This is a genomic window from Salinicola sp. MH3R3-1, assembly GCF_001937155.1.
GTDB lineage: Bacteria > Pseudomonadota > Gammaproteobacteria > Pseudomonadales > Halomonadaceae > Salinicola > Salinicola halophyticus.
In genome coordinates this window covers 26,588-46,409 of record NZ_MSDP01000003.1, presented here as the reverse complement: position 1 = coordinate 46,409, position 19,822 = coordinate 26,588, and the positions used below count along the sequence as shown (strand labels likewise).

Below are 19,822 nucleotides of genomic sequence, written 5' to 3'. Positions count from 1 at the left end.
TTCATGTCAATTGCGATTCTGATCGGCGCCGTCATCGGCTATCTCTTCGGCAAGTTGCCGGGACTCTTGATCGGTGCTGCCATCGGCTGGTGGGTCAGCCGCAAGCTGCGCAGCTCGCTGCTGGGGCGCGTCGTCAATATCCAGCATCAGTTCCTCGAATCGACCTTCGCGGTGATGGGCTGCGTGTGCAAGGTCGACGGCCACATCACCCAGGATGAAATTCGCACGGCGGAAATGCTGTTCGATCGGCTCAATTTGAGCGGCGAGATGCGCGAGCGTGCAAAAGCCGCGTTCAATCGCGGCAAGGAGCCCGAATTCGATCTCGATGCCGAGGTGGCCAAGATCCGCCAGGTTGCCGGGAGCCAGCGTGCCCTGCTGCAGGTATTCCTGCAGGTGCAGCTGGCGGCCATCGCCGCCGACGGCGAGATGCATCCTGCCGAACACGAGATGCTGTTGCGGGTGGCGCGAGGGCTCGGCTTCTCCGAGGCCGAAATTCAGCAGATCGAGGCGATGCTGCGTGGCGGGGCCCATCAGGGCGCCGGCGGCGCGAGCAGCGGCCAGTCGCTGGAAGACGCCTATCGCGTGCTGGGGCTCTCCGAGGAGGCAACGGACGCCGAGCTCAAGCGCGCCTATCGCAAGCTAATGAGCGAGAATCACCCCGACAAGCTGGCCGGCAAGGGGCTTCCCGAAAGCATGCGCGAAATGGCCAAGGAGCGAACCAGCGAGATCAGCAATGCCTACGACCTGATCAAGAAGACGCGGGAGCAGCGCGCGGGCTGAGTCCCGACGGTATCGGTCGCTATTGTCTCGTGGCAGCTAACACGCTTAGATAGAGATCCGAACGCCGTGACTGCCGCGACAAGGACGTGACTGGATGCCCGCGAAGGCCGATCTCTACCGTACCGCCGCCCGCATGCTGGGCACGATCGACAAGAGTGGTTGGGTATTGCGCTATCGCTACGGCGATCGACGCCTGCTCGAGGACGTCGTGCTGCCCGCGCTGGATCAGGATTCTGCGGTCGAGAGTGTTCTACTCGTGGGGTGCGCGTGGTACACGCGACACTACCCCCAACTGCTGCCCCGCAAGCGCGTCACGACCATGGAGATCGATCCGGCCAAGGCGGCGTTCGGTGGGGACCCGCATCTCGTCGCCAACATGGCCGACATTGCCGATCACGTCGCGGCGGAAAGCCTCGATGCCGTGATCTGCAACGGCGTGCTGGGGTGGGGGCTCGACGAGCCCGATGCGGTGGAAGCGGCCTTCGCCGGCGCGACGGCCTGCCTCAAACCCGGCGGCGTTTTCCTGTTGGGCTGGAACGATATTCCTCCACGCAACGGCTGTCCCCCGGATACGATCGCCGCGCTCGACGGGTTGGAACTCGCCGATATCCCCGGCCTGACGACCCACTCCCTGATCGCTCTCGAGCGTAACCGACACTGCTACCAGGCCTACCGCAAGCCGCAGGGTGGCTGATCAGTCTGTTTGATCAGCCAGTCTTGACCCCCATCCAGAACACCGACCAGATGCCTTCGAATCGGCGCTCCAGTTCGTGTCTTTCGTACATGAACGTCTCCGAGAGCAGGCCATCGACAACGCAATAGAACGCGGCAATGAAGTGGTCGTCGGCCAACGTCGAGCGTAGTGCGCCGACTCGGTGGCCCTCCTGCACGAATTCGACGAGACGCCGATCGATCCGGGATTCGCCCTTTGCGGTGATGGCCTCGGTTTCGGCGATGAGGTCCAGCGGGGGAAACAGCAGGAAGCGCTTGTAGAACACGCCCTGGTGCTCGCGGTAGGCAAACGTGGCGCACTGCTGCAGCAGATGGCGCAGCCGTTGCTCGAACGGCGCCTCTGCCATGTCCGCGAGACTGGCATCGATCAGTGCGATCATGTCGTTGTCGGCGTCGCGGGACAGTTCCAGAAACAGCGCCGCCTTGCTGTCGAAATGGTTGTAGATCGACGGCTTCTTGATGCTGGCGGCCGTCGCGATCTGGGCGAGCGTCGTCCCCTCGTAGCCATGGCGAGCGAACAACGAGAGGCCGATCTGTTTGAGGCGGTCACGGGTGTTCAAAGGTCGTCTTCCGGTGAGTCTGGAGAGCCGTAGCTTGCCGAGTTCTGTGGGGATGAGTAAACTAACGACCGTTAGTTAGTCTCATTTCCAGTAGACGGTCAAGCCATGATTCAACCCCAATGGATGATTCTCCCGCTCGCCGGTCTGGCCGAGGTCGGCTGGGCCAGCGGGCTCAAGCATGCCGACTCGGTCCCGACCTGGGCGATGACCGTGGCGCTGGCGATCGTCAGCCTGTGGCTGGCTTCGATTGCCGTGCGCACCATGCCGACCAGTACCGTTTATACGGTATTCGTCGGTCTGGGTGCCGTGGGTACGGCCATTGCCGACTGGCTGTTCTTTGGCGTCGCCTTTCACTGGCCGGTGCTGGCGTTCATCGTGCTGCTGCTGGTCGGCGTGATCGGGCTACAGCAGGTGAACGACTGATGGACGTCACGACACTTCACTGGCTGGCACTGCTCGCTTCCGGCGGTTTCGAGATCGTCGGCGTCGCCGGGTTCGACCGGCTCAATCGGGGGCAGCGCTTGCCGGGTCTGGCGCTGCTGGTCATCGGCTTCGGTAGTTCGCTGGGACTGCTGTCCATCGCCATGCGCTCGATCGACATGGGCGTGGCCTACGCCATCTTCACCGGCATCGGCACGCTCGGCAGTACGCTGATGGGCATGCTGCTGTGGGGCGAATCGCGACGGCCGCTACGGCTCGCTTTCGTGGGGATGATCGTCGCGGCGGTGGTGGGGTTGAAGCTGGCGAGCTAACCAGCGCGACACCGGCGAGCCGCGATGGCTGGCTCTATCGGCCAGCGGCGCCTACGCTGACAGCTTCTTTGCCACTGCCTGATCAGGAGCTTCTTCATGCATCCGATCGTCCACACGATCATCGTCGGGATCATCAGTTATCTGGTTCTGATCGCCATCATTCGCCTGTCCGGCAAGCGCACGCTGTCGAAGTGGAACGCTTTCGACTTCGTGGTCACCATCGCGCTGGGTTCGACGCTGTCGACGGCACTGGTCTCGACGCAGGTCTCGCTGGCGCAGAGCATCACGGCGTTCCTGGTCATCGTGCTGCTGCAGTTCGCCATCACCTTCTCCTCGGTGCGCTCGCGCGAGGTCAAGAATCTGGTCAAGTCACAGCCGACATTGCTGCTCTATGACGGTCAGTATCGCCACGAGACCCTGCGCCGCGAACGCGTGGTCGAAGCCGAGGTCATGGCGGCCATTCGGGAGAACGGCATCGCCGATGTCGAGAGCGTGCACGCCGTGGTGCTGGAGACCGATGGCACCTTTAGCGTCATTCCTCAGGCCGGTAGCAGCGATTCGGCACTGTTCGGTGTCGCGGGGCTGCCGGCGCGCTCGAAAGCGGCATCGGCATCGGCAGCCGCGCAGTCTGGCGCTAGCGACTAGCGTCAGCTCGTCTCGTGGGCTGACGGGAGTGCATCTTCCGCGTCCAGAAAACCGCCGGACTGGCGACGCCATAGCCGCGCGTAGAGGCCGTTTTGGCGAATCAGTTCGGCGTGGCTGCCCGCTTCGACGATGCGGCCGCGCTCCATGACCACCAGTCGATCCATGGCGGCGATGGTGGAGAGGCGATGGGCGATGGCGATCACCGTCTTGCCCTCCATCAGCCGGTCCAGATTCTCCTGAATCGCAGCCTCGACGTCGGAGTCGAGTGCCGATGTCGCCTCGTCGAGAATCAGGATCGGCGCATCCTTCAACATCACGCGGGCGATGGCCAGGCGCTGACGCTGGCCGCCGGAGAGCTTGACGCCGCGCTCACCCACGTGGGCATCGAAGCCCCCCTTGCCCTCGGCGTCGTGGAGCGACTCGATGAAATCCGCCACGTGAGCCTGCTCGGCCGCCTGCCACGCCATCTCGTCGGTGGCGTCGGGACGACCGTAGCGAAGGTTGTCGCGCACCGAGCGGTGCAGCAGCGAGGTGTCCTGGGTGACCATGCCGATCTGCGCGCGCAGGCTCTCCTGCGTCACCTCGGCGATATCCTGCCCGTCGATCCGAATCGCCCCACCTTCCAGGTCGTAGAATCGCAGCAGCAGATTGACCAGGGTCGACTTGCCTGCGCCCGATGGCCCGATCAGGCCGATCTTCTCGCCGGGTCGGATCGTCAGCGAGAGATCGTCGATGACGCCGCCGCCCTTGCCGTAGTGAAAGCGAATGCGGTCGAAGGCGATTTCGCCGCGGCCGATGGCGAGTGGTTCGGCGTCGGGTTCGTCCTCGATCCGGCGCGGCAGTGACAGCGTCGCCATGCCGTCCTGCACCGTGCCGATGTTCTCGAACAGCGCCGAGACCTCCCACATGATCCACTGCGACATGCCCCACAGCCGCATCACCAGACCCAGCGCCACGGCGACCGCACCGACGCTGACAGCTTCGCTCAACCATAGGTTGAGCGAGAGCCAGCCGACGCTGAACACCAACAGCGCGTTGAGCAGATAGAGCAGGCCGTACAGCCCCGTCACCAGCCGCATCTGGCGGTGCACGGTCACCAGGAAACCACTCATGCTCTCCTTGGCGAAGGCGGCTTCCCGCTGGGCATGGGAGAACAGCTTGACGGTCTGAATGTTGCTGTAACTGTCGACGATGCTGCCGGTCATCCGCGAGCGGGCATCGGCCTGGGCCTGGGAGACACGCCCCATGATCGGCACGAAGATGCGCAGCAGCAGGATGTAGCCGGCAAGCCACACCACCAGGGGAACGGCCAGACGCCAATCGGCACTGCCCACCAGAATCAGCGTGCCGATGAAATAGACGCTGACGTAGTTGAGCACGTCGAACAGCTTGATCACGCACTCGCGGACCGCCAGCGAGGTCTGCATCACCTTGGTGGCGATGCGTCCGGCGAACTCGTCCTGATAGAAGTGCATCGATTGCCGCAGCAGGTAGCGATGGGCCATCCAGCGAATTCGCATGGGGAAGTTGCCCATCAGCGTCTGCTGGCTGAACAGCGAGTGCAGCCAGACAAGGCTGGGCAGCAGGACCAGCACGATCAAGGCCATGCCGGTCAGTTTCCAGCCCTGGTCGGCGAGAAAGGTCTCGCGATCCTGCCCCGCCAGCCAATCGACGATGTTGCCGAGGAAGCCGAACATCCACACTTCGATACCGGCGATCAGCGCCATCAGCACCGTCGCCGCCATCAGGTATGGCCAGGCGCCGCGGGTGTAGTGCAGGCAGAAGGCGATCAACGTGTCCGGCGGGCGCTGCGGTTCCTGCGGCGGGAAGGGATCGAGACGGTTTTCGAACCAGCGAAACATGGCAATCCTTGAGGGTAATAGCGACGGACTGGCGCCCGTTCATCGAACGACGCTGCCAGTCGTAACGATCCTGAGGCTCGTTACCGAGCCTAGTGTCGTTATCGATCATAGTGTTCGTGGGAACTTTGGCAATCCGCGGATCGAACTTACGGCCTCGAGATCCTCGTCACGCCTTGAATGGCAGAACGGCCGTGTAGATGGCCAGGAAATGACAGACGCTGCCGCCGATCACGAACAGATGCCAGATCGCGTGATGGAAGGGAATCGCGCGGATGGCGTAGAAGATCACGCCGACGGTGTAGGTGATGCCGCCGGCGACCAGCAGCGCGATGCCGCGATCGGAGAGACGATCAGCCAGGTCGCCGGAGGCGATCACGATCAGCCAGCCCATGATCAGATAGATGAACACCCGCAGTACGCTGAATCGATGCGGCCACGCCAGCCGCAGGGCGATGCCGCCGAGCGCCAGGCTCCAGATGACAGCGAACAGTGCCCAGCCGGTCGGGCCGCGCAGGTTGACCAGCAGAAACGGCGTGTAGGTGCCGGCGATCAGCAGATAGATCGCGCAGTGATCGAAGGCCTGGAACACGCGCTTCAGGCGTGGGCTGCGGAAACCATGATAGAGCGTCGAGGCGGTATAGAGCAGCAGCAGGCAACTGCCGTAGAGCGAGACGCTGACGATCTTCCACGGATCGACATGGGCGGCGATGCTGGCCAGTACGATCAGCACGATCATGCCAACGAGACTCAGCGCCGCGCCGATGCCGTGGCTGATACTGTGTAGCCATTCTTCGAGCCGCGAGAACTCGGCTTCCGGCTGGCTCACGGTCGCCCGAGCGGCTTCCGGCACGGCTGACTGATTCGATGGGGTGTGTGACATGGTTTCGAAACCCCTCGGCGCTCACGTGAGTATGCATCGATCGGTATGCATCGGTTGGTATGCATCGGTCGGCGGCAACCCGGGCGGCAGGGTTCGGAAGTTGTCGGGCTGGGCGATGCGCTCGGCATTCACTCTGTCGATGCATGATGACGATGATATGACGTCGACAGAAGTCTGCAAACGCTCCGGCAGTGCGAGAGACGAGAAAAATCAGGCGTCGCGTTCGATGTCCACGTCGCTGGCGGGGGTGAAATCGTCCAGATCCATCATGTGATTGAGCTTGCCGACCTTGGTGGTCAGGTAGTGCTCGTTGAACGGATTGCGGCCGGTGGTGATCGGCAGGCGCTCGTGGATCTCCACGCCGTCGCCCGCCAGCGCTTCGACCTTGCGCGGATTGTTGGTCATCAGGCGCAGCGACTGGATGCCCAGATGCTCGAGCATCGGCACGCAGATATCGTAGCGGCGCTGATCGGCGCCGAATCCCAGCCGCTCGTTGGCTTCGACCGTGTCGGCGCCGTCGTCCTGCAGAGCGTAGGCACGGATCTTGTTGAGCAGGCCGATGCCCCGGCCTTCCTGACGCAGATACAGCAGGGCGCCGCGGCCTTCGTCGGCGATCCGCTTGAGCGCTTCCTGCAGTTGATAGCCGCAGTCGCAGCGCATCGAGAACAGCGCGTCCCCGGTCAGGCACTCCGAATGCACGCGGGCGAGAACCGGCTCCGGCGTGGTGACGTCGCCAAGCGTCAGCACGACGTGTTCCTTGCCGGTCGCTTCTTCCTGGAAACCGTGCAGCATGAACGTCGCCCAGGGCGTGGGTAGTTGCGATGCGGCAATGAAGCGGATCGTCACGATGACCTCGCGATATGAGGGGCATTCGGATGCTCGAACGTCAGATGCTTGACCGAAAACGCCGACAATTAAAGGGCCGGCATTATAACAGGCCTGCCGGTCGATCCGTTACAATGCGGACAAATCTCGACATCCGAAGGCCGTTATGACCTCTGATCACGATCGCCAGCCCCAGGCGCTGCAAAACGACCGCCTGCTGCGGGCGCTGGCTCGCCAACCGGTCGACCGCACGCCGGTCTGGATGATGCGCCAGGCCGGCCGCTATCTGCCGGAGTACCGTCAGACCCGAGCCCATGCCGGCAGCTTCATGGATCTGTGTCGCAACGCCGAACTGGCCTGTGAAGTGACGATGCAACCGCTCGAGCGCTACCCGCTGGACGCGGCGATCCTGTTCTCGGACATCCTGACCATTCCGGATGCCATGGGGCTCGGGCTCTACTTCGAGACCGGCGAAGGGCCCAAGTTTCGCAAGACGGTGCGCACCGCCGCCGATGTGGCCGCACTGTCCGCTCCCGACGCCGAGCGCGATCTCGGTTACGTGATGAATGCCGTCAGCACGATCCGCCGCGAACTCAATGGACGCGTGCCGCTGATCGGTTTCTCCGGCAGCCCGTGGACGCTGGCGACCTATATGGTCGAAGGCGGCTCGAGCAAGGACTTCCGCCATCTCAAGGCGATGCTCTACGGCGATCCCGATACGCTTCATGCGCTGCTGGGCATTCTGGCGACCGCGGTCACGGACTATCTCAACGCCCAGATTCGCGCCGGCGCTCAGGTGGTGCAGATCTTCGATACCTGGGGTGGTGCGCTGTCGACGCCGGCCTATCGTGAGTTCTCGCTGGCCTACATGCAGCGCATCGTCAGCGGTCTGATCCGCGAACATGGCGGCCGTCGCGTACCGGTGATCCTGTTCACCAAGAACGGCGGGCAGTGGCTCGAGTCGATCGCCGACAGCGGCTGTGACGCGGTAGGACTGGACTGGACCACCGAGCTGAGCGACGCCCGACGTCGCGTCGGTGACCGTGTCGCGCTACAGGGCAATCTCGATCCCAACGTGCTGTTCGCGCCGCCGTCGCGGATTCGCGAGGAAGTGGCGCGGATCCTCGAGAGCTTCGGGCCGGGCGAAGGCCACGTGTTCAACCTGGGCCACGGCATCAGCCAGTTCACCGATCCCGATCACGTGACAGCATTCATGGATGCGTTGCATGAGCTCAGTCCCGCCTATCACCGGTGAGTCTATGGGCAACGAACCCGGCGCCAGAGAACCGGTCGGCGAAGGATTCGGCGACGGCCTACTACTGTTCGACGCCGACTGTCCGTTCTGCCGGCGTTCGGTGCGCTGGCTGCTGGCTCGCGAGCGCCGTGACAGACAGCTGCGTATCGTCGGGCTGAAAAGTGCGGTCTCCCGTCGACTCGGCGAGCATTTTCAGATCGATTTCCCGAGCACCGACAGCATCTGGTACGTCGCCGAGGGCGGGCTCAGCCGCAACAGCGATGCCGCCTGGCGCCTCGCCACCCGGATGGCGGGACCGTGGCGGCATGTCAGCGCGCTACGCCAGGTGCCGCGGCCGCTGCGCGAAAGGACTTATCGGTTCATTGGCGATCATCGCCACCGGTTGGCATTCGCTGGCGCCGAGCGTCTCGAGGGTCACGAGCGCTGGCTCGAATCGCTGACGCCCGACTTTTGCCGACGCTGCGGGCTGCCGCCCGAAATCGGCGACCAGGGCTGACCCAGGCAGAAATGGGAATGGCAACCGAGACAGCAACCAGGAGCCGACGAAGATGCGCATGAGCCGGTGGCAGACATGAGCCGGTGGCAGAAAGGATACGCCCTGGCGACGCTGATCTGGATGGCGGGTATTGCCTGGGGCAGCTTGAGCCCGGCCACCGACCTGCCGCAGCACCTGCCGTGGGACAAGTTCAACCACTTCATCGCTTACGCCGTCCTGGCAGTGGGCCTGCGGCTCAGCGGAAGCCGCTGGCGAGTCGCCTGGGTCGTAGCGATCGCTTTCAGTATCGCTATCGAAACCCTGCAGCTCTGGGCGCCGGGACGCCACGGCGGCGACTGGGGCGATATTCTCGCCAATGCGATCGGCGCGAGCGTGGGTCTGCTGGGGCTGTCACTGGCCGGAATCATGAATCGGCGGCGTTAGCGATCCGGCTTTAGCGATCCAATCGACGTTAACGCTCCAACAATAGTCGAAGAGACCGTTCTCTTGCTGTCCGGCGGCTTTGTGACGCCGGGCATCAATCTCGCGCACCATTTTGGTGCTTTTGTTTCTTTTAAGCACTGTTTTGCAACAAATTGTTCTTTATCCGATGAGTCGGGAGACGGTTAGAAGCCGCGGAGTCAACCAGCCGCAGCGCTAGAGTAGCGTTGAAACAGAGTTTTACTGCCTGGAGCGCGAAAGTGGAACGAACTTTGCTAATTTCATCTGGGCATGTCTCGACATGCACTCAAAATGATAACGCGAGGGAGTTGATTCCATATGCGCCACAAGAATAAAAGCCTGATTGTACTGCCAGCCGCCATGCTAGCCGCGGCCGCCGTCACTTCTGTTCAGGCAGCCACGCTGGATGATGTCAAAAGCAGCGGCGAGTTCACCTGCGGCGTCAGCACCGGGCTGACCGGATTCTCGTCACCCGATGAGAACGGCAAGTGGACCGGGATCGACGTCGAAGTCTGCCGTGCCGTTGCCGCCGCCGTGCTGGGCGATCCGGAAAAGGTCGTGTTCTCCCCGTTGACCGCCAAGGAGCGTTTCACCGCGCTGCAGTCCGGCGAAGTCGACGTGCTGTCGCGCAACACCACCTGGACCGCCACTCGCGACAACTCGCTGGGTCTGAACTTCGCCGGCGTCAACTTCTATGACGGTCAGGGCTTCCTGGTCCGCAAGGATCTGGGCGTCAAGAGTGCCACTGAACTGGGCGGTGCCTCGGTCTGCGTGCAGTCCGGTACCACCACCGAGCTCAACCTGGCCGACTACTTCAAGTCTCACGACATGCAGTTCCAGCAGGTCGCGTTCGATACGTCCGATCAGTCGGCCCAAGGGTTCGACAGCGGCCGGTGTGACGTGCTGACTTCCGACTCCTCGCAGCTGGCGGCGTTGCGCCTGCAGCTGGCCGATCCGAAAGGCGTCGAGATCCTGCCGGAGCGTATCTCCAAGGAGCCGCTGGGCCCGGTCGTGCGTCAGGGCGACGATCAGTGGTTCAACATCGTCAAGTGGACGCTGTTCGCCATGCTCGACGCCGAAGAGCTGGGCGTGACCAGCGACAATGTCGACGAGATGCGCGACAACCCGCCGAACCCCGACGTGGCACGCCTGCTGGGCAAGGATGGCGCTTTTGGCGACCAGATGGGCATCAGCAACGACTGGGCCTACAACATCGTCAAGATGGTCGGCAACTATGGTGAAGTCTTCGAGCGTACCGTCGGCATGGACTCGCCGATGGAACTCGAGCGCGGTATCAACGCGCTGTGGACCGATGGCGGCATCCAGTACGCCCCGCCGGTTCGCTAAGCGTTAAACCGTCCTCTCGACACCGCGTCCCTTCGGTCTGAGCGCCGGGGCGCGGTGCCTCTCAACGCTCGAGTAGAGACAACTCATGCTGCGTCCATCCACTACCCTACCGCGACGGGGGCGGGGCCCCTTGTGGCGAAATCCTGCCATCCGCGCCCTGATCGTCCAGGCCGTGCTGTTTCTGGTTCTGGCGGTTTTTATCGGTTATCTGGTTCACAACACGCTGCTCAATCTGGAAGCCCGCGGTATCCATACCGGTTTCGGCTTTCTGGAAGGGCGGGCCGGTTTTGCGATCCCGCAGACGCTGGTCGAGTACACCAGCGACAGCACCTACGGCAAGACGTTCGTCATCGGACTGCTCAATACGCTGCTGGTGTCGGCGCTGGGCATCGTGGCCGCCACCATCATCGGTTTCGTGGTCGGTATCGCTCGGCTGTCGCCCAACTGGTTGTTGGCTCGCCTGGCGACGATCTACGTCGAGACTTTCCGCAACATCCCGCTGCTGGTCCAGATCCTGTTCTGGTACTACGCCGTGCTGCGGGCGCTGCCATCGCCGCGACAGAGCCTGTCGCTGTTCGATGTCTTCTTCTTCAACGTCCGCGGCATGGTGATGCCCGATCCGCAGCCGCTGGACGGTTTCGCCGCCACGCCATGGGCGCTCGCGCTCGCGGTCGTCGGTGCGATCCTGTTCGGACTGTTCGCCAAACGGCGTCAGGCCAGCACCGGTCAGGCGCTGCCGGTCTACTGGATCGGCGCGGCTCTCATCATCGGCGTGCCGCTGATCGTGTTCCTCGCCACGGGCTCGCCGCTCGAATGGGTCGTGCCGAAACTGACCGGTTTCAACTTCCGTGGCGGCATCAATATCCTGCCAGAGCTGTTGGCGCTGTGGCTGGCACTGTCGATCTACACGGCGGCTTTCATCGCCGAGATCGTACGTTCGGGCATTCTGTCGGTCTCGCATGGGCAGACGGAAGCGGCGCGCTCGCTGAGCCTGCCGGAGGCCATCACTCTGCGCAAGATTGTCATTCCGCAGGCGATGCGCGTGATCATTCCGCAGATGACCAGCCAGTATCTCAACCTGATCAAGAACTCATCGCTCGCCACCGCCATTGGCTACCCGGATCTGGTCGCCGTATTTGCCGGCACCACGCTCAATCAGACGGGGCAGGCGATCGAGATCATCGCCATGACCATGGCGGTCTATCTGGTCATCAGTCTGACGGTGTCGTTCCTGATGAACCTCTATAACGCGCGCACGCTGCTGAAGGAGCGTTGACATGACGACTGACTCTACCTTCCGCACGGAAATGATCGAAGCGCGTGAAGCGCCGAACCAGAGCCGTGGCGTGATCGGCTGGTTTCGGGCCAATCTGTTCAATGGGCCGATCAACAGCATCGTGTCGGTCGTGGTGATCTATCTGATCGCCCGCCTGGTCTGGCCCTTTCTCGAATGGGCGGTGATCGATGCCGACTGGATCGGCACCACGCGCGACGCCTGTACCGGTGACGGCGCCTGCTGGGTCTTCATTTCCGCCCGTTTCGAATCCATCATCTACGGCTTCTATCCCGAAGCGGCGCGCTGGCGGGTCGATATCGTCTTCGCGCTGTTGGCGATTCTGGTCGCCTGGCTGGCGATCCCCGGCACCCCGCGCAAGAAGTGGGTCGCGCTGTTCACCCTGATCGTTTTTCCGATCATTGCCTACTTCCTGCTGGTGGGCGGCTCTTTCGGCCTCGAATACGTGCCGACCCGGGCCTGGGGCGGATTGATGCTGACCCTGACGATCGCGGTAGTGGGTATCGTGGGGTCGCTGCCACTGGGGATCATCCTGGCGCTGGGACGGCGCTCGAAGATGCCCTTCGTCAAGGGGATCTGCGTGATCTTCATCGAGTTCTGGCGCGGCGTGCCGTTGATCACGGTGCTGTTCATGGCCTCGGTGATGCTGCCGCTGTTCGTGCCGGGCAATCTGGACTTCGACAAGCTGCTGCGCGCGCTGATCGGCATCATGTTCTTCTGGAGCGCCTACATGGCGGAGGTCATCCGCAGCGGCCTGCAGGCGATCGGCAAGGGTCAGAACGAGGCCGGGCAGGCGCTGGGGCTGAGCTACTGGCATCGAACCGGCCTGATCATCCTGCCGCAGGCGCTGAAAATGGTCATCCCGGGCATCGTCAATACCTTCATCTCGCTGTTCAAGGATACCTCGCTGGTGCTGATCATCGGCCTGTTCGACCTGCTGGCGATCATTCGCGCCGGGCTGACCGACTCGAACTGGCTGGGCTTCTCCACCGAGGGCTACGTGTTCGCGGCCGCCGTGTTCTGGGTCTTCTGTTTCAGCATGTCCCGCTACAGCCAGTACATCGAGCGCCGTCTGAATACCGGCCATAAACGGTGAGTGCGATGAGCGACTCCGCACCCATGACCTCACAGAACAAGATTGTCATCAGGAAATCATTGCCATGAGCGAAGCAACAGCGTCTCGAACCACCGCGCCCGGCAGCGACGGCCCGATGATCGAGATCGATCATCTCAACAAGTGGTACGGCAGCTTCCATGTGCTGCGCGATATCAACCTGAACGTGGCCAAGGGCGAGCGCATCGTCATCTGCGGCCCTTCGGGGTCGGGTAAATCGACGATGATTCGCTGCATCAATCATCTGGAAGAGCACCAGCAGGGCTCGATCGTGGTCAATGGCGTGCCGATGACCAACGACGTCAAGCGGATCGAGCAGATCCGCCGCAACGTCGGCATGGTCTTTCAGCACTTCAATCTGTTTCCGCATCTGACCGTGCTGGAAAACTGCTGCCTGTCCCAGATCTGGGTGCAGAAGAAGCCGAGAGCCGAGGCGGAAAAGACCGCCATGGAGTATCTCGAGCGCGTCCAGATCGCCGATCAGGCGCTGAAGTATCCCGGCCAGCTCTCGGGCGGCCAGCAGCAGCGGGTGGCGATCGCCCGGGCGCTCTGCATGCGCCCCGAGGTGATGCTGTTCGACGAGCCGACGTCGGCCCTCGATCCGGAAATGATCAAGGAGGTGCTCGACGTCATGATCGAACTGGCCCACGAAGGCATGACCATGCTCTGCGTCACCCACGAGATGGGCTTTGCCAAGACCGTCGCCGACCGGGTGATCTTCATGGATCAGGGCCAGATCATCGAAGAGGCGCCGCCGACCGAGTTCTTCAACAATCCGCGCTCGGAACGCACCCAGCTGTTCCTCAGCCAGATTCTCGGGCATTGAAATAGTCACTGAGGGCAGCGACATATGGGTATCGAGAAACTCTTCGTCAACGGCGCACCGCAGCCGATCGCGCCGTTCTCCCACGCCTGCAAGGTCGGCGATCTCGTCTTCATCACGGGGCAGATGCCGACCGTGCCGGAAACCAACGAGATGCTGCTGGGGACGTTCACCGAACAGACTCATCGGGTGATGCAGAACCTGGCGATCGTGCTGGATGCCGTCGGCAGCAGCTTCGAGCATGTCGTCCAGAGCCGGGTTTTCATCACCAACATGGGGCATTTCGAAGAGGTGAACGGCGTCTACGCCAGCTACTTCGAGAACCCGTTACCCACGCGCACCTGCATCGGTGTCACCGGCCTGGCCGGTGGCGCCGATGTCGAGGTGGACATGATTGCCTGGATACCGCCTGCCGCCTGAAAGACGGCTGTCCACGTTTCGACGACGCCCCGCTCTTCAGCGGGGCGTCGTCGTTTCCGGACCTGAGGGAAGGCAACAGAGGAAAGGGAGCGAAGAAAAGGGAGCGAAGAAAAGGGAACGGGGGGATGAAAGAAGGGAGGAAAGAGAGCGTCGGGAAGGTTGAGCGCCGGACGAATCTCTACCACGCTAGGAAGCGTACGATCCACGGACCAGGAGAATCGATCATGGACAAGACCTTAGTCGTCGTCGCCGACGCAGCACGTGCCCGAATCTTCGCACGAGCGGCGAAATCGTTGCAGGAGATCGAGACGCTGACGCACCCGGAGTCCCAGCTGCATACGGGAGACCTGCGGACGGGGGGCGAGGGTTCGGCCACCTCCGGGGCCAGCCAGCGCCAGACCGGCAACGACAATGCCACTTCCGAGAAGCAGGCATTGGCCTTCGCCAAGGAAGTCGCCAGCTACCTGCGCGACGCGCGAACCCAGGGCAAGGCCGATAACTTCGTGCTGATCGCCGCGCCTCAGTTTCTGGGTCAGCTGCGTGAAAAGCTCGACAAGCCGACTCTCGATTGCGTGACCCAGACGCTCGACAAGGATCTCTCGAAGGCCAGCGAAGACGAGATCGCCGCCAAGCTCGATTGATTCCGCTAGCCGGCGGTTCTTCTTTCAGGGGACCGTCGGCAGCTCGATCTCATCGCTACGTTGAATGCCGGCAGTCATCTCCCGGCACAGCCGTAGAAATTCCCGCATTCCGGTGGTCAGGTATTTCTGGCGGTGCCAGATGAAGGCGAACCGGCGCGTCAGATCCAGCTCGGGTGTGGCGATCGGCACCAGACTGCCGCGGCGAAAGGCGTCTCTCAGTGCCAGCCGCGAGACGCAGCCGATGCCGAGGCCAGATTCCACCGCCCGTTTGATCCCTTCGGTATGTTCCAGCTCCAGCAGGATGTTGAAGCGGCCCCGCCGGTGGCGCATGGCGTGCTCCAGCGTCCGGCGCGTCCCGGAACCTACCTCGCGCATGATCCAGGCCTCACGCAGTAGCCGTTCGACATCGGCGCTGCCCTCGCTCGCCAGCGGATGGCGTGGCGAGCAGAACACGGTGAGGTCGTCTTCGATCCACGGTTGAATGACGATATCGTCATGCTGGCAGTCGCCTTCGATCAGCCCCAGATCCAGCTCGTGCAAGGCGATACGCTCGACGATGGACGCGGTGTTGCGGACCTGAAGCCTGACCCGGCTTTCGGGGTAGCGTTGCATGAAGTCGCTGATCAGCAGCGTCGCCAGATAGTTGCCGATGGTCAGCGTGGCGCCCACTTCCAGTGAGCCGATGCCGGATTGACCCTGCAGCAGCTCCTCGATCTCTTCGCCCCGATCCAGCAACGCCACCGCCTTGGGTAGCAGCTGAAAACCCAGCGCATTCAATTTGAGACGCTTGCCGAGCCGATCCAGCAGCTGGCAGTCGAACTGCTTTTCGAGCTCCGATAGAGCGGTGCTCGTTGCCGACTGCGACATCGACAGCGTCTCGGCGGCGCGAGACACGCTCTGCTGCTGAGCGATGGCCACGAACACCTCGAGCTGACGCAGGGTATAGCGCATGCCGGCATCCTTTATCGGTTCTGTGGATATAGGTTATCCAAATAATCCACTTAACAGAATACCGCGTTTTTCTTATAGTTCGACCATCTACTCGGCATCTCGGTTATGCCTTTTCGCTATTATCGTTCGTCGTTATCGCAAGGACCCGATCATGAGCAAGTTTGCGTTGGAAGAGGTGTTGAGCGTTCATCACTGGAACGACACGCTGTTCAGTTTCCGCACCACACGCGAGCGCAGCCTGCGTTTCAAGAACGGGCAGTTCGTCATGATCGGCCTGGAAGTGGACAGCAAGCCGCTGGTGCGCGCCTACTCGGTCGCCAGCCCCAATTACGAAGATCATCTCGAGTTCTTCAGCATCAAGGTGCAGGACGGCCCGCTGACATCGCGTCTGCAGCACCTGAAGGTCGGCGACCAGATCATGGTCAGCCGCAAGCCGACGGGTACGCTGGTCTGTGACGATCTGCTGCCGGGCCGCAACCTGTACATGCTCTCCACCGGCACGGGTCTGGCACCCTTCATGAGTCTGATCCAGGATCCTGAAGTCTACGAGCGCTACGAGAAGGTCGTGCTGATTCACGGCGTACGCTCGGTCAGCGAGCTGGCCTACGCCGACTTCATCTCCAGGGAGCTGCCGGCGCACGAGTACCTGGGCGACGAGATCCGCGAGAAGCTGGTCTACTACCCGACGGTGACGCGCGAGGAGTTCCACACCATGGGGCGTCTGACCGATCACATTCGCAGTGGCAAACTGTTCGAGGACACCGGCCTGCCGCCGCTGGACCCGAAACAGGATCGGGCGATGATCTGCGGCAGCCCGGCGATGCTCGAGGAGACCAGCGGCCTGCTCGACGAGCTGGGCTTCGCCATTTCGCCGCGGATGGGCGAGCCGGGTGACTACGTCATCGAGCGCGCCTTTGTTGAAAAGTAAGGTCGAGAAGTAACCCTAGTCACGAGCTACGAGCTACGAGCTACGAGCTACGAGCTACGAGCTACGAGCTACGAGCTACGAGCTACGAGCTACGAGCTACGAGCTACGGGCTCCGAGCTACGGGCTCCGAGCTATGGGCTCCGAGCAAAATCAAAAATCGGTTTCGAGTTCCGAACGAAAGATGCCAGCGACGATATCGTCGCTGGCATCTTTTCGTTCAAGAGCAACATTTTGCGGCTCGCGGCTTTAAACGGCGTCCTTGCCGGTCTCGCCGGTACGAATACGGATGACCTGCTCCAGCGGCGAGACGAAGATCTTGCCGTCGCCGATCTTGCCGGTGTTGGCCACCTTGGTGATCGCGTCGATCACCTGGTCGCTCATGGAGTCGTCGACGGCGACCTCGAGCTTGATCTTGGGAAGGAAGTCGACCACGTATTCGGCACCGCGGTAGAGCTCGGTGTGGCCCTTCTGACGACCGAAACCCTTGACCTCGGTCACGGTGACGCCCTGCACGCCGATCTCGGATAGAGACTCACGCACGTCGTCCAGCTTGAACGGTTTGATGATGGCGGTAACCAGTTTCATGGAAGTTCTCCTCGCATGCGATAGGCGGATGATGTGCGCTCAAGTCTTGGAGTGGCCTTACGGATGCCATACGACTGTTAGTTTAAGCATACACCGCCGATCGCGGGAATTAAAAAAGGCCCCCCGAAGGGGGCCAGGGGAGCACGCCAGCTCACTCGGTGTGTCGGCTCACTTCTTGCCGACGTTGAATTCAGGATAGGCTTCCATACCGCATTCCGCGATATCGACGCCTTCATATTCTTCTTCTTCGGAGACTCGGATACCCATCACTGCCTTGATGATGCCCCACACGATCAGGCTGGCAATGAAGGTCCAGGCGAAGATGGTCACGATTCCCAGCAGCTGCGCAGCGAACGTCGCATCACCGTTGGAGAAGGGCACCGCGATCAGGCCCCAGATGCCGACCACGCCGTGAACCGAGATCGCGCCGACCGGATCGTCGACCTTGACCTTGTCCAGCGTCACGATGGCGACGACCACCAGCAGGCCGCCGACGGCGCCGATCAGTGTCGCGCCAAGGGCGGTGGGAGCCAGCGGCTCGGCAGTGATGGCCACGAGGCCAGCCAGCGCGCCGTTCAGCGCCATGGTCAGGTCGGCCTTGCGGAACCACAGCTTGGCCAGGATGATCGCGGCGATGACGCCACCGGCAGCGGCCGCATTGGTATTGACGAAGACCTGGGCGACGGCATTGGCTTCACCGACATTGGAGACCATCAGTTCCGAGCCACCGTTGAAACCGAACCAGCCCAGCCACAGGATGAACGTGCCCAGCGTCGCCAGCGGCAGATTGGAGCCCGGGATCGCGTAGATGGCGCCGTTCTTGCCGTACTTGCCCTTGCGTGCGCCCAGCAGCAGAACCCCGGCGAAGGCGGCTGTCGCGCCACACAGGTGGACGACACCGGAACCGGCGAAGTCCTGGAAACCGGCTGCGTCGAGGAACCCACCGCCCCATTTCCAGTAGCCCTGAACCGGATAGATGAAGCCGGTCATGACGACGGCGAAGAGCATGAACGCCCACAGCTTCATGCGCTCGGCAACGGCGCCGGAGACAATCGACATGGCAGTAGCAACGAACACGACCTGGAAGAAGAAGTCGGAGCGAGCGGAGTAGTAGACATCGCCGCCGCTGGACATCACGTCGTCGACGCTGTGTTCCGCACCGATCAGGAAACCCAGGTTGGGGAAGAAGCCGCCGCTCTCGCTCGAGTACATGATGTGATAGCCGACCAGCAGATACATGGTGCAGGCAATGGCGTAGAGAACCACGTTCTTGGTCAGGATCTCGGTGGTGTTCTTGGCACGGACCAGCCCCGCCTCGAGCATGGCGAAACCGGCCGCCATCCACATCACCAGAGCGCCCGTCACCAGAAAGTAGAAGGTGTCGAGTGCGTAGGAAAGTTGAACCACTTGATCATTCATTCTTTTGTCTCCTCGTTCCGCGCCGTCAAACGGCGTCGGCCCCGCGTTCCCCGGTTCGAATCCGGATCACATCTTCGAGTGGCGTGACGAACAGCTTGCCGTCGCCGATCTTGCCGCTGTTGGCCGCATTGCGAATCGAGTCCAGCACGCCATCGACGCGCTCGTCGTCGACGGCAACCTCGACCTTCACCTTCGGCAGGAAATCGACGACGTATTCCGCGCCGCGATAAAGCTCGGTATGGCCTTTCTGGCGACCAAACCCTTTCACTTCTGTGACGGTGATGCCCTGCACGCCGTTATCGGCCAATGCTTCACGCACATCGTCGAGCTTGAAGGGTTTAATAATGGCGGTGATGAGTTTCATCCCTTTACCTCTCCCATAGTCGAGTCGGCCCGTAGTCGAGTCGGCTTGCGCCCTTGGGGTATACGCATGAAGCGTGCCAGCTGAGTTTTAAGATATATAAATCAGCTATCTATCGTTATTTTTATGGCTTTTCGTGTTACCGCTACCGATCGTGCAACTCTGAATTGCACCAAAATAATGCACGTCTCTTTCGAGGCCGCACCTTTCGTGAGCAGCCGGATCCGGGCGGTCGAGCGCAGGCGTTACGGCACAACTTTGCGTATGCTGAACGGCAAGCCATCAAGGCATCCGACCCTCAAGGAGATAACGTCATGTCGGCACAGGATCGATTCGAACGTCTGACCAAGCAGCTGGGCGACAAACTCCACGGCGCGTCCCAGGCGCCGGGAGATATCCAGCGCAACATGCAGGGCGTACTCCGCGGGGCGATCGAGCGCATGGAGATCGTTTCGCGAGAGGACTTCGATATCATGATGGAGGTGCTGCAGCGCACGCGTGAGCGTGTCGAAGCGCTGGAAGAGCAGGTCGCGGCACTGGAAAATACTCTGAAGAGCGAGCAGGCGGCGCAGCCCAGGGTAGAGCCGGTAACCCCGCCCGCGGACGACGTGGATGGCAGTGCTCACGGCAAGAAGCCCTGATCGAGCGCGGTCACGAAGATGTGTCATCGCTGGATGACGGACAATCGGGAAACCGCTTACCGGGGCCGAC

At 62.1% G+C, this 19,822-nt stretch carries 24 protein-coding genes; 16 read left to right on the top strand and 8 right to left on the bottom strand.

The genetic code is table 11. The features are described 5' to 3' along the window. Positions 1-3 precede the first annotated feature (3 nt). Together djlA and BTW08_RS02325 are read left to right on the top strand one after the other, a co-directional pair. The gene (djlA, locus tag BTW08_RS02330; RefSeq protein WP_075560909.1) at positions 4-780 is read left to right on the top strand and encodes a co-chaperone DjlA; all 777 of its coding nucleotides are present in this window, start codon (positions 4-6) and stop codon (positions 778-780) included. Between the two features lie 94 nt (positions 781-874). After that, positions 875-1,474 carry a class I SAM-dependent methyltransferase gene (locus tag BTW08_RS02325; RefSeq protein WP_075560908.1) on the top strand — a complete coding sequence of 200 codons (600 nt, stop codon included), beginning with the start codon at positions 875-877 and terminating at the stop codon, positions 1,472-1,474. Between the two features lie 13 nt (positions 1,475-1,487). Here BTW08_RS02325 and BTW08_RS02320 read toward each other — a convergent pair whose 3' ends face one another. Further along, positions 1,488-2,072, bottom strand: a complete 585-nt coding sequence (locus tag BTW08_RS02320; RefSeq protein ID WP_075560907.1) for a TetR/AcrR family transcriptional regulator — start codon at positions 2,070-2,072, stop codon at positions 1,488-1,490. A 105-nt stretch (positions 2,073-2,177) separates the two neighbouring features. Here BTW08_RS02320 and BTW08_RS02315 point away from each other — a divergent pair, with 105 nt between their 5' ends. From BTW08_RS02315 to BTW08_RS02305, 3 genes are all read left to right on the top strand, one after another. Beyond that, on the top strand, positions 2,178-2,495 hold the full coding sequence (locus BTW08_RS02315) for an SMR family transporter (RefSeq protein ID WP_075560906.1): 318 nt from the start codon (positions 2,178-2,180) through the stop codon (positions 2,493-2,495). Then, positions 2,495-2,824, top strand: a complete 330-nt coding sequence (locus BTW08_RS02310) for a multidrug efflux SMR transporter (RefSeq protein WP_075560905.1) — start codon at positions 2,495-2,497, stop codon at positions 2,822-2,824. The genes BTW08_RS02315 and BTW08_RS02310 overlap by 1 nt, the downstream gene beginning before the upstream one ends. A 96-nt stretch (positions 2,825-2,920) precedes the next feature. Beyond that, positions 2,921-3,469, top strand: a complete 549-nt coding sequence (locus BTW08_RS02305) for a YetF domain-containing protein (RefSeq protein WP_075560904.1) — start codon at positions 2,921-2,923, stop codon at positions 3,467-3,469. A gap of 2 nt (positions 3,470-3,471) precedes the next feature. Here the strand turns inward: BTW08_RS02305 and BTW08_RS02300 are convergent, their stop codons facing one another. From BTW08_RS02300 to ribA, 3 genes are all read right to left on the bottom strand, one after another. Beyond that, on the bottom strand, positions 3,472-5,331 hold the full coding sequence (locus BTW08_RS02300) for an ABC transporter ATP-binding protein (protein WP_139313557.1): 1,860 nt from the start codon (positions 5,329-5,331) through the stop codon (positions 3,472-3,474). Positions 5,332-5,497: 166 nt separating this feature from the next. Further along, positions 5,498-6,211 (bottom strand): hemolysin III family protein, encoded by a 714-nt coding sequence (locus tag BTW08_RS02295; protein WP_075560902.1) that lies wholly within the window; start codon positions 6,209-6,211, stop codon positions 5,498-5,500. Positions 6,212-6,421: 210 nt separating this feature from the next. Then, on the bottom strand, positions 6,422-7,057 hold the full coding sequence (gene ribA / locus BTW08_RS02290; protein WP_075560901.1) for a GTP cyclohydrolase II: 636 nt from the start codon (positions 7,055-7,057) through the stop codon (positions 6,422-6,424). Positions 7,058-7,202: 145 nt separating this feature from the next. On the opposite strand from ribA, the gene hemE reads away from it, so the two are divergent. The 9 genes from hemE (at position 7,203) to BTW08_RS02245 (ending at position 14,867) form a co-directional block, all read left to right on the top strand. Next, positions 7,203-8,291, top strand: a complete 1,089-nt coding sequence (hemE, locus tag BTW08_RS02285; RefSeq protein ID WP_075560900.1) for a uroporphyrinogen decarboxylase — start codon at positions 7,203-7,205, stop codon at positions 8,289-8,291. After that, positions 8,263-8,787: a DUF393 domain-containing protein gene (locus BTW08_RS02280; RefSeq protein ID WP_168170623.1), complete on the top strand. Its 525-nt coding sequence runs from the start codon at positions 8,263-8,265 to the stop codon at positions 8,785-8,787. The genes hemE and BTW08_RS02280 overlap by 29 nt, the downstream gene beginning before the upstream one ends. Before the next feature lie 75 nt (positions 8,788-8,862). Continuing rightward, positions 8,863-9,210, top strand: a complete 348-nt coding sequence (locus BTW08_RS02275; RefSeq protein ID WP_075560898.1) for a VanZ family protein — start codon at positions 8,863-8,865, stop codon at positions 9,208-9,210. Between the two features lie 336 nt (positions 9,211-9,546). Beyond that, positions 9,547-10,575, top strand: coding sequence for an amino acid ABC transporter substrate-binding protein (locus BTW08_RS02270; RefSeq protein ID WP_075560897.1), 1,029 nt, complete (start codon positions 9,547-9,549; stop codon positions 10,573-10,575). 85 nt (positions 10,576-10,660) lie between these two features. Continuing rightward, positions 10,661-11,851 (top strand): amino acid ABC transporter permease, encoded by a 1,191-nt coding sequence (locus tag BTW08_RS02265; protein ID WP_075560896.1) that lies wholly within the window; start codon positions 10,661-10,663, stop codon positions 11,849-11,851. A 1-nt stretch (position 11,852) separates the two neighbouring features. Then, positions 11,853-12,965: an amino acid ABC transporter permease gene (locus BTW08_RS02260; RefSeq protein ID WP_083627635.1), complete on the top strand. Its 1,113-nt coding sequence runs from the start codon at positions 11,853-11,855 to the stop codon at positions 12,963-12,965. Positions 12,966-13,029: 64 nt separating this feature from the next. After that, a complete protein-coding gene (locus BTW08_RS02255) occupies positions 13,030-13,809 on the top strand; it encodes an amino acid ABC transporter ATP-binding protein (protein ID WP_280951143.1) in 780 nt (259 codons plus the stop codon). A gap of 24 nt (positions 13,810-13,833) precedes the next feature. Continuing rightward, positions 13,834-14,226: a Rid family detoxifying hydrolase gene (locus tag BTW08_RS02250; RefSeq protein ID WP_075560895.1), complete on the top strand. Its 393-nt coding sequence runs from the start codon at positions 13,834-13,836 to the stop codon at positions 14,224-14,226. A 224-nt stretch (positions 14,227-14,450) separates the two neighbouring features. Then, on the top strand, positions 14,451-14,867 hold the full coding sequence (locus BTW08_RS02245) for a host attachment protein (RefSeq protein WP_075560894.1): 417 nt from the start codon (positions 14,451-14,453) through the stop codon (positions 14,865-14,867). A gap of 24 nt (positions 14,868-14,891) precedes the next feature. Here the strand turns inward: BTW08_RS02245 and BTW08_RS02240 are convergent, their stop codons facing one another. Next, positions 14,892-15,818: a LysR family transcriptional regulator gene (locus BTW08_RS02240; protein WP_075560893.1), complete on the bottom strand. Its 927-nt coding sequence runs from the start codon at positions 15,816-15,818 to the stop codon at positions 14,892-14,894. Positions 15,819-15,969: 151 nt separating this feature from the next. On the opposite strand from BTW08_RS02240, the gene BTW08_RS02235 reads away from it, so the two are divergent. Beyond that, a complete protein-coding gene (locus BTW08_RS02235; RefSeq protein ID WP_075560892.1) occupies positions 15,970-16,746 on the top strand; it encodes a ferredoxin--NADP reductase in 777 nt (258 codons plus the stop codon). A 246-nt stretch (positions 16,747-16,992) separates the two neighbouring features. Here BTW08_RS02235 and glnK read toward each other — a convergent pair whose 3' ends face one another. The 3 genes from glnK to BTW08_RS02220 all read right to left on the bottom strand — a co-directional run bounded on the left by glnK (position 16,993) and on the right by BTW08_RS02220 (position 19,114). Next, positions 16,993-17,331, bottom strand: a complete 339-nt coding sequence (glnK, locus tag BTW08_RS02230) for a P-II family nitrogen regulator (protein ID WP_035476361.1) — start codon at positions 17,329-17,331, stop codon at positions 16,993-16,995. Between the two features lie 168 nt (positions 17,332-17,499). Beyond that, a complete protein-coding gene (locus BTW08_RS02225) occupies positions 17,500-18,750 on the bottom strand; it encodes an ammonium transporter (RefSeq protein ID WP_075560891.1) in 1,251 nt (416 codons plus the stop codon). Positions 18,751-18,775: 25 nt separating this feature from the next. Then, complete coding sequence (locus tag BTW08_RS02220) at positions 18,776-19,114, bottom strand: P-II family nitrogen regulator (RefSeq protein WP_075560890.1); 339 nt, start codon at positions 19,112-19,114, stop codon at positions 18,776-18,778. A gap of 311 nt (positions 19,115-19,425) precedes the next feature. Between BTW08_RS02220 and BTW08_RS02215 the strand changes: the two genes are divergently transcribed. Next, a complete protein-coding gene (locus tag BTW08_RS02215) occupies positions 19,426-19,752 on the top strand; it encodes an accessory factor UbiK family protein (protein ID WP_075560889.1) in 327 nt (108 codons plus the stop codon). Positions 19,753-19,822 lie beyond the last annotated feature (70 nt).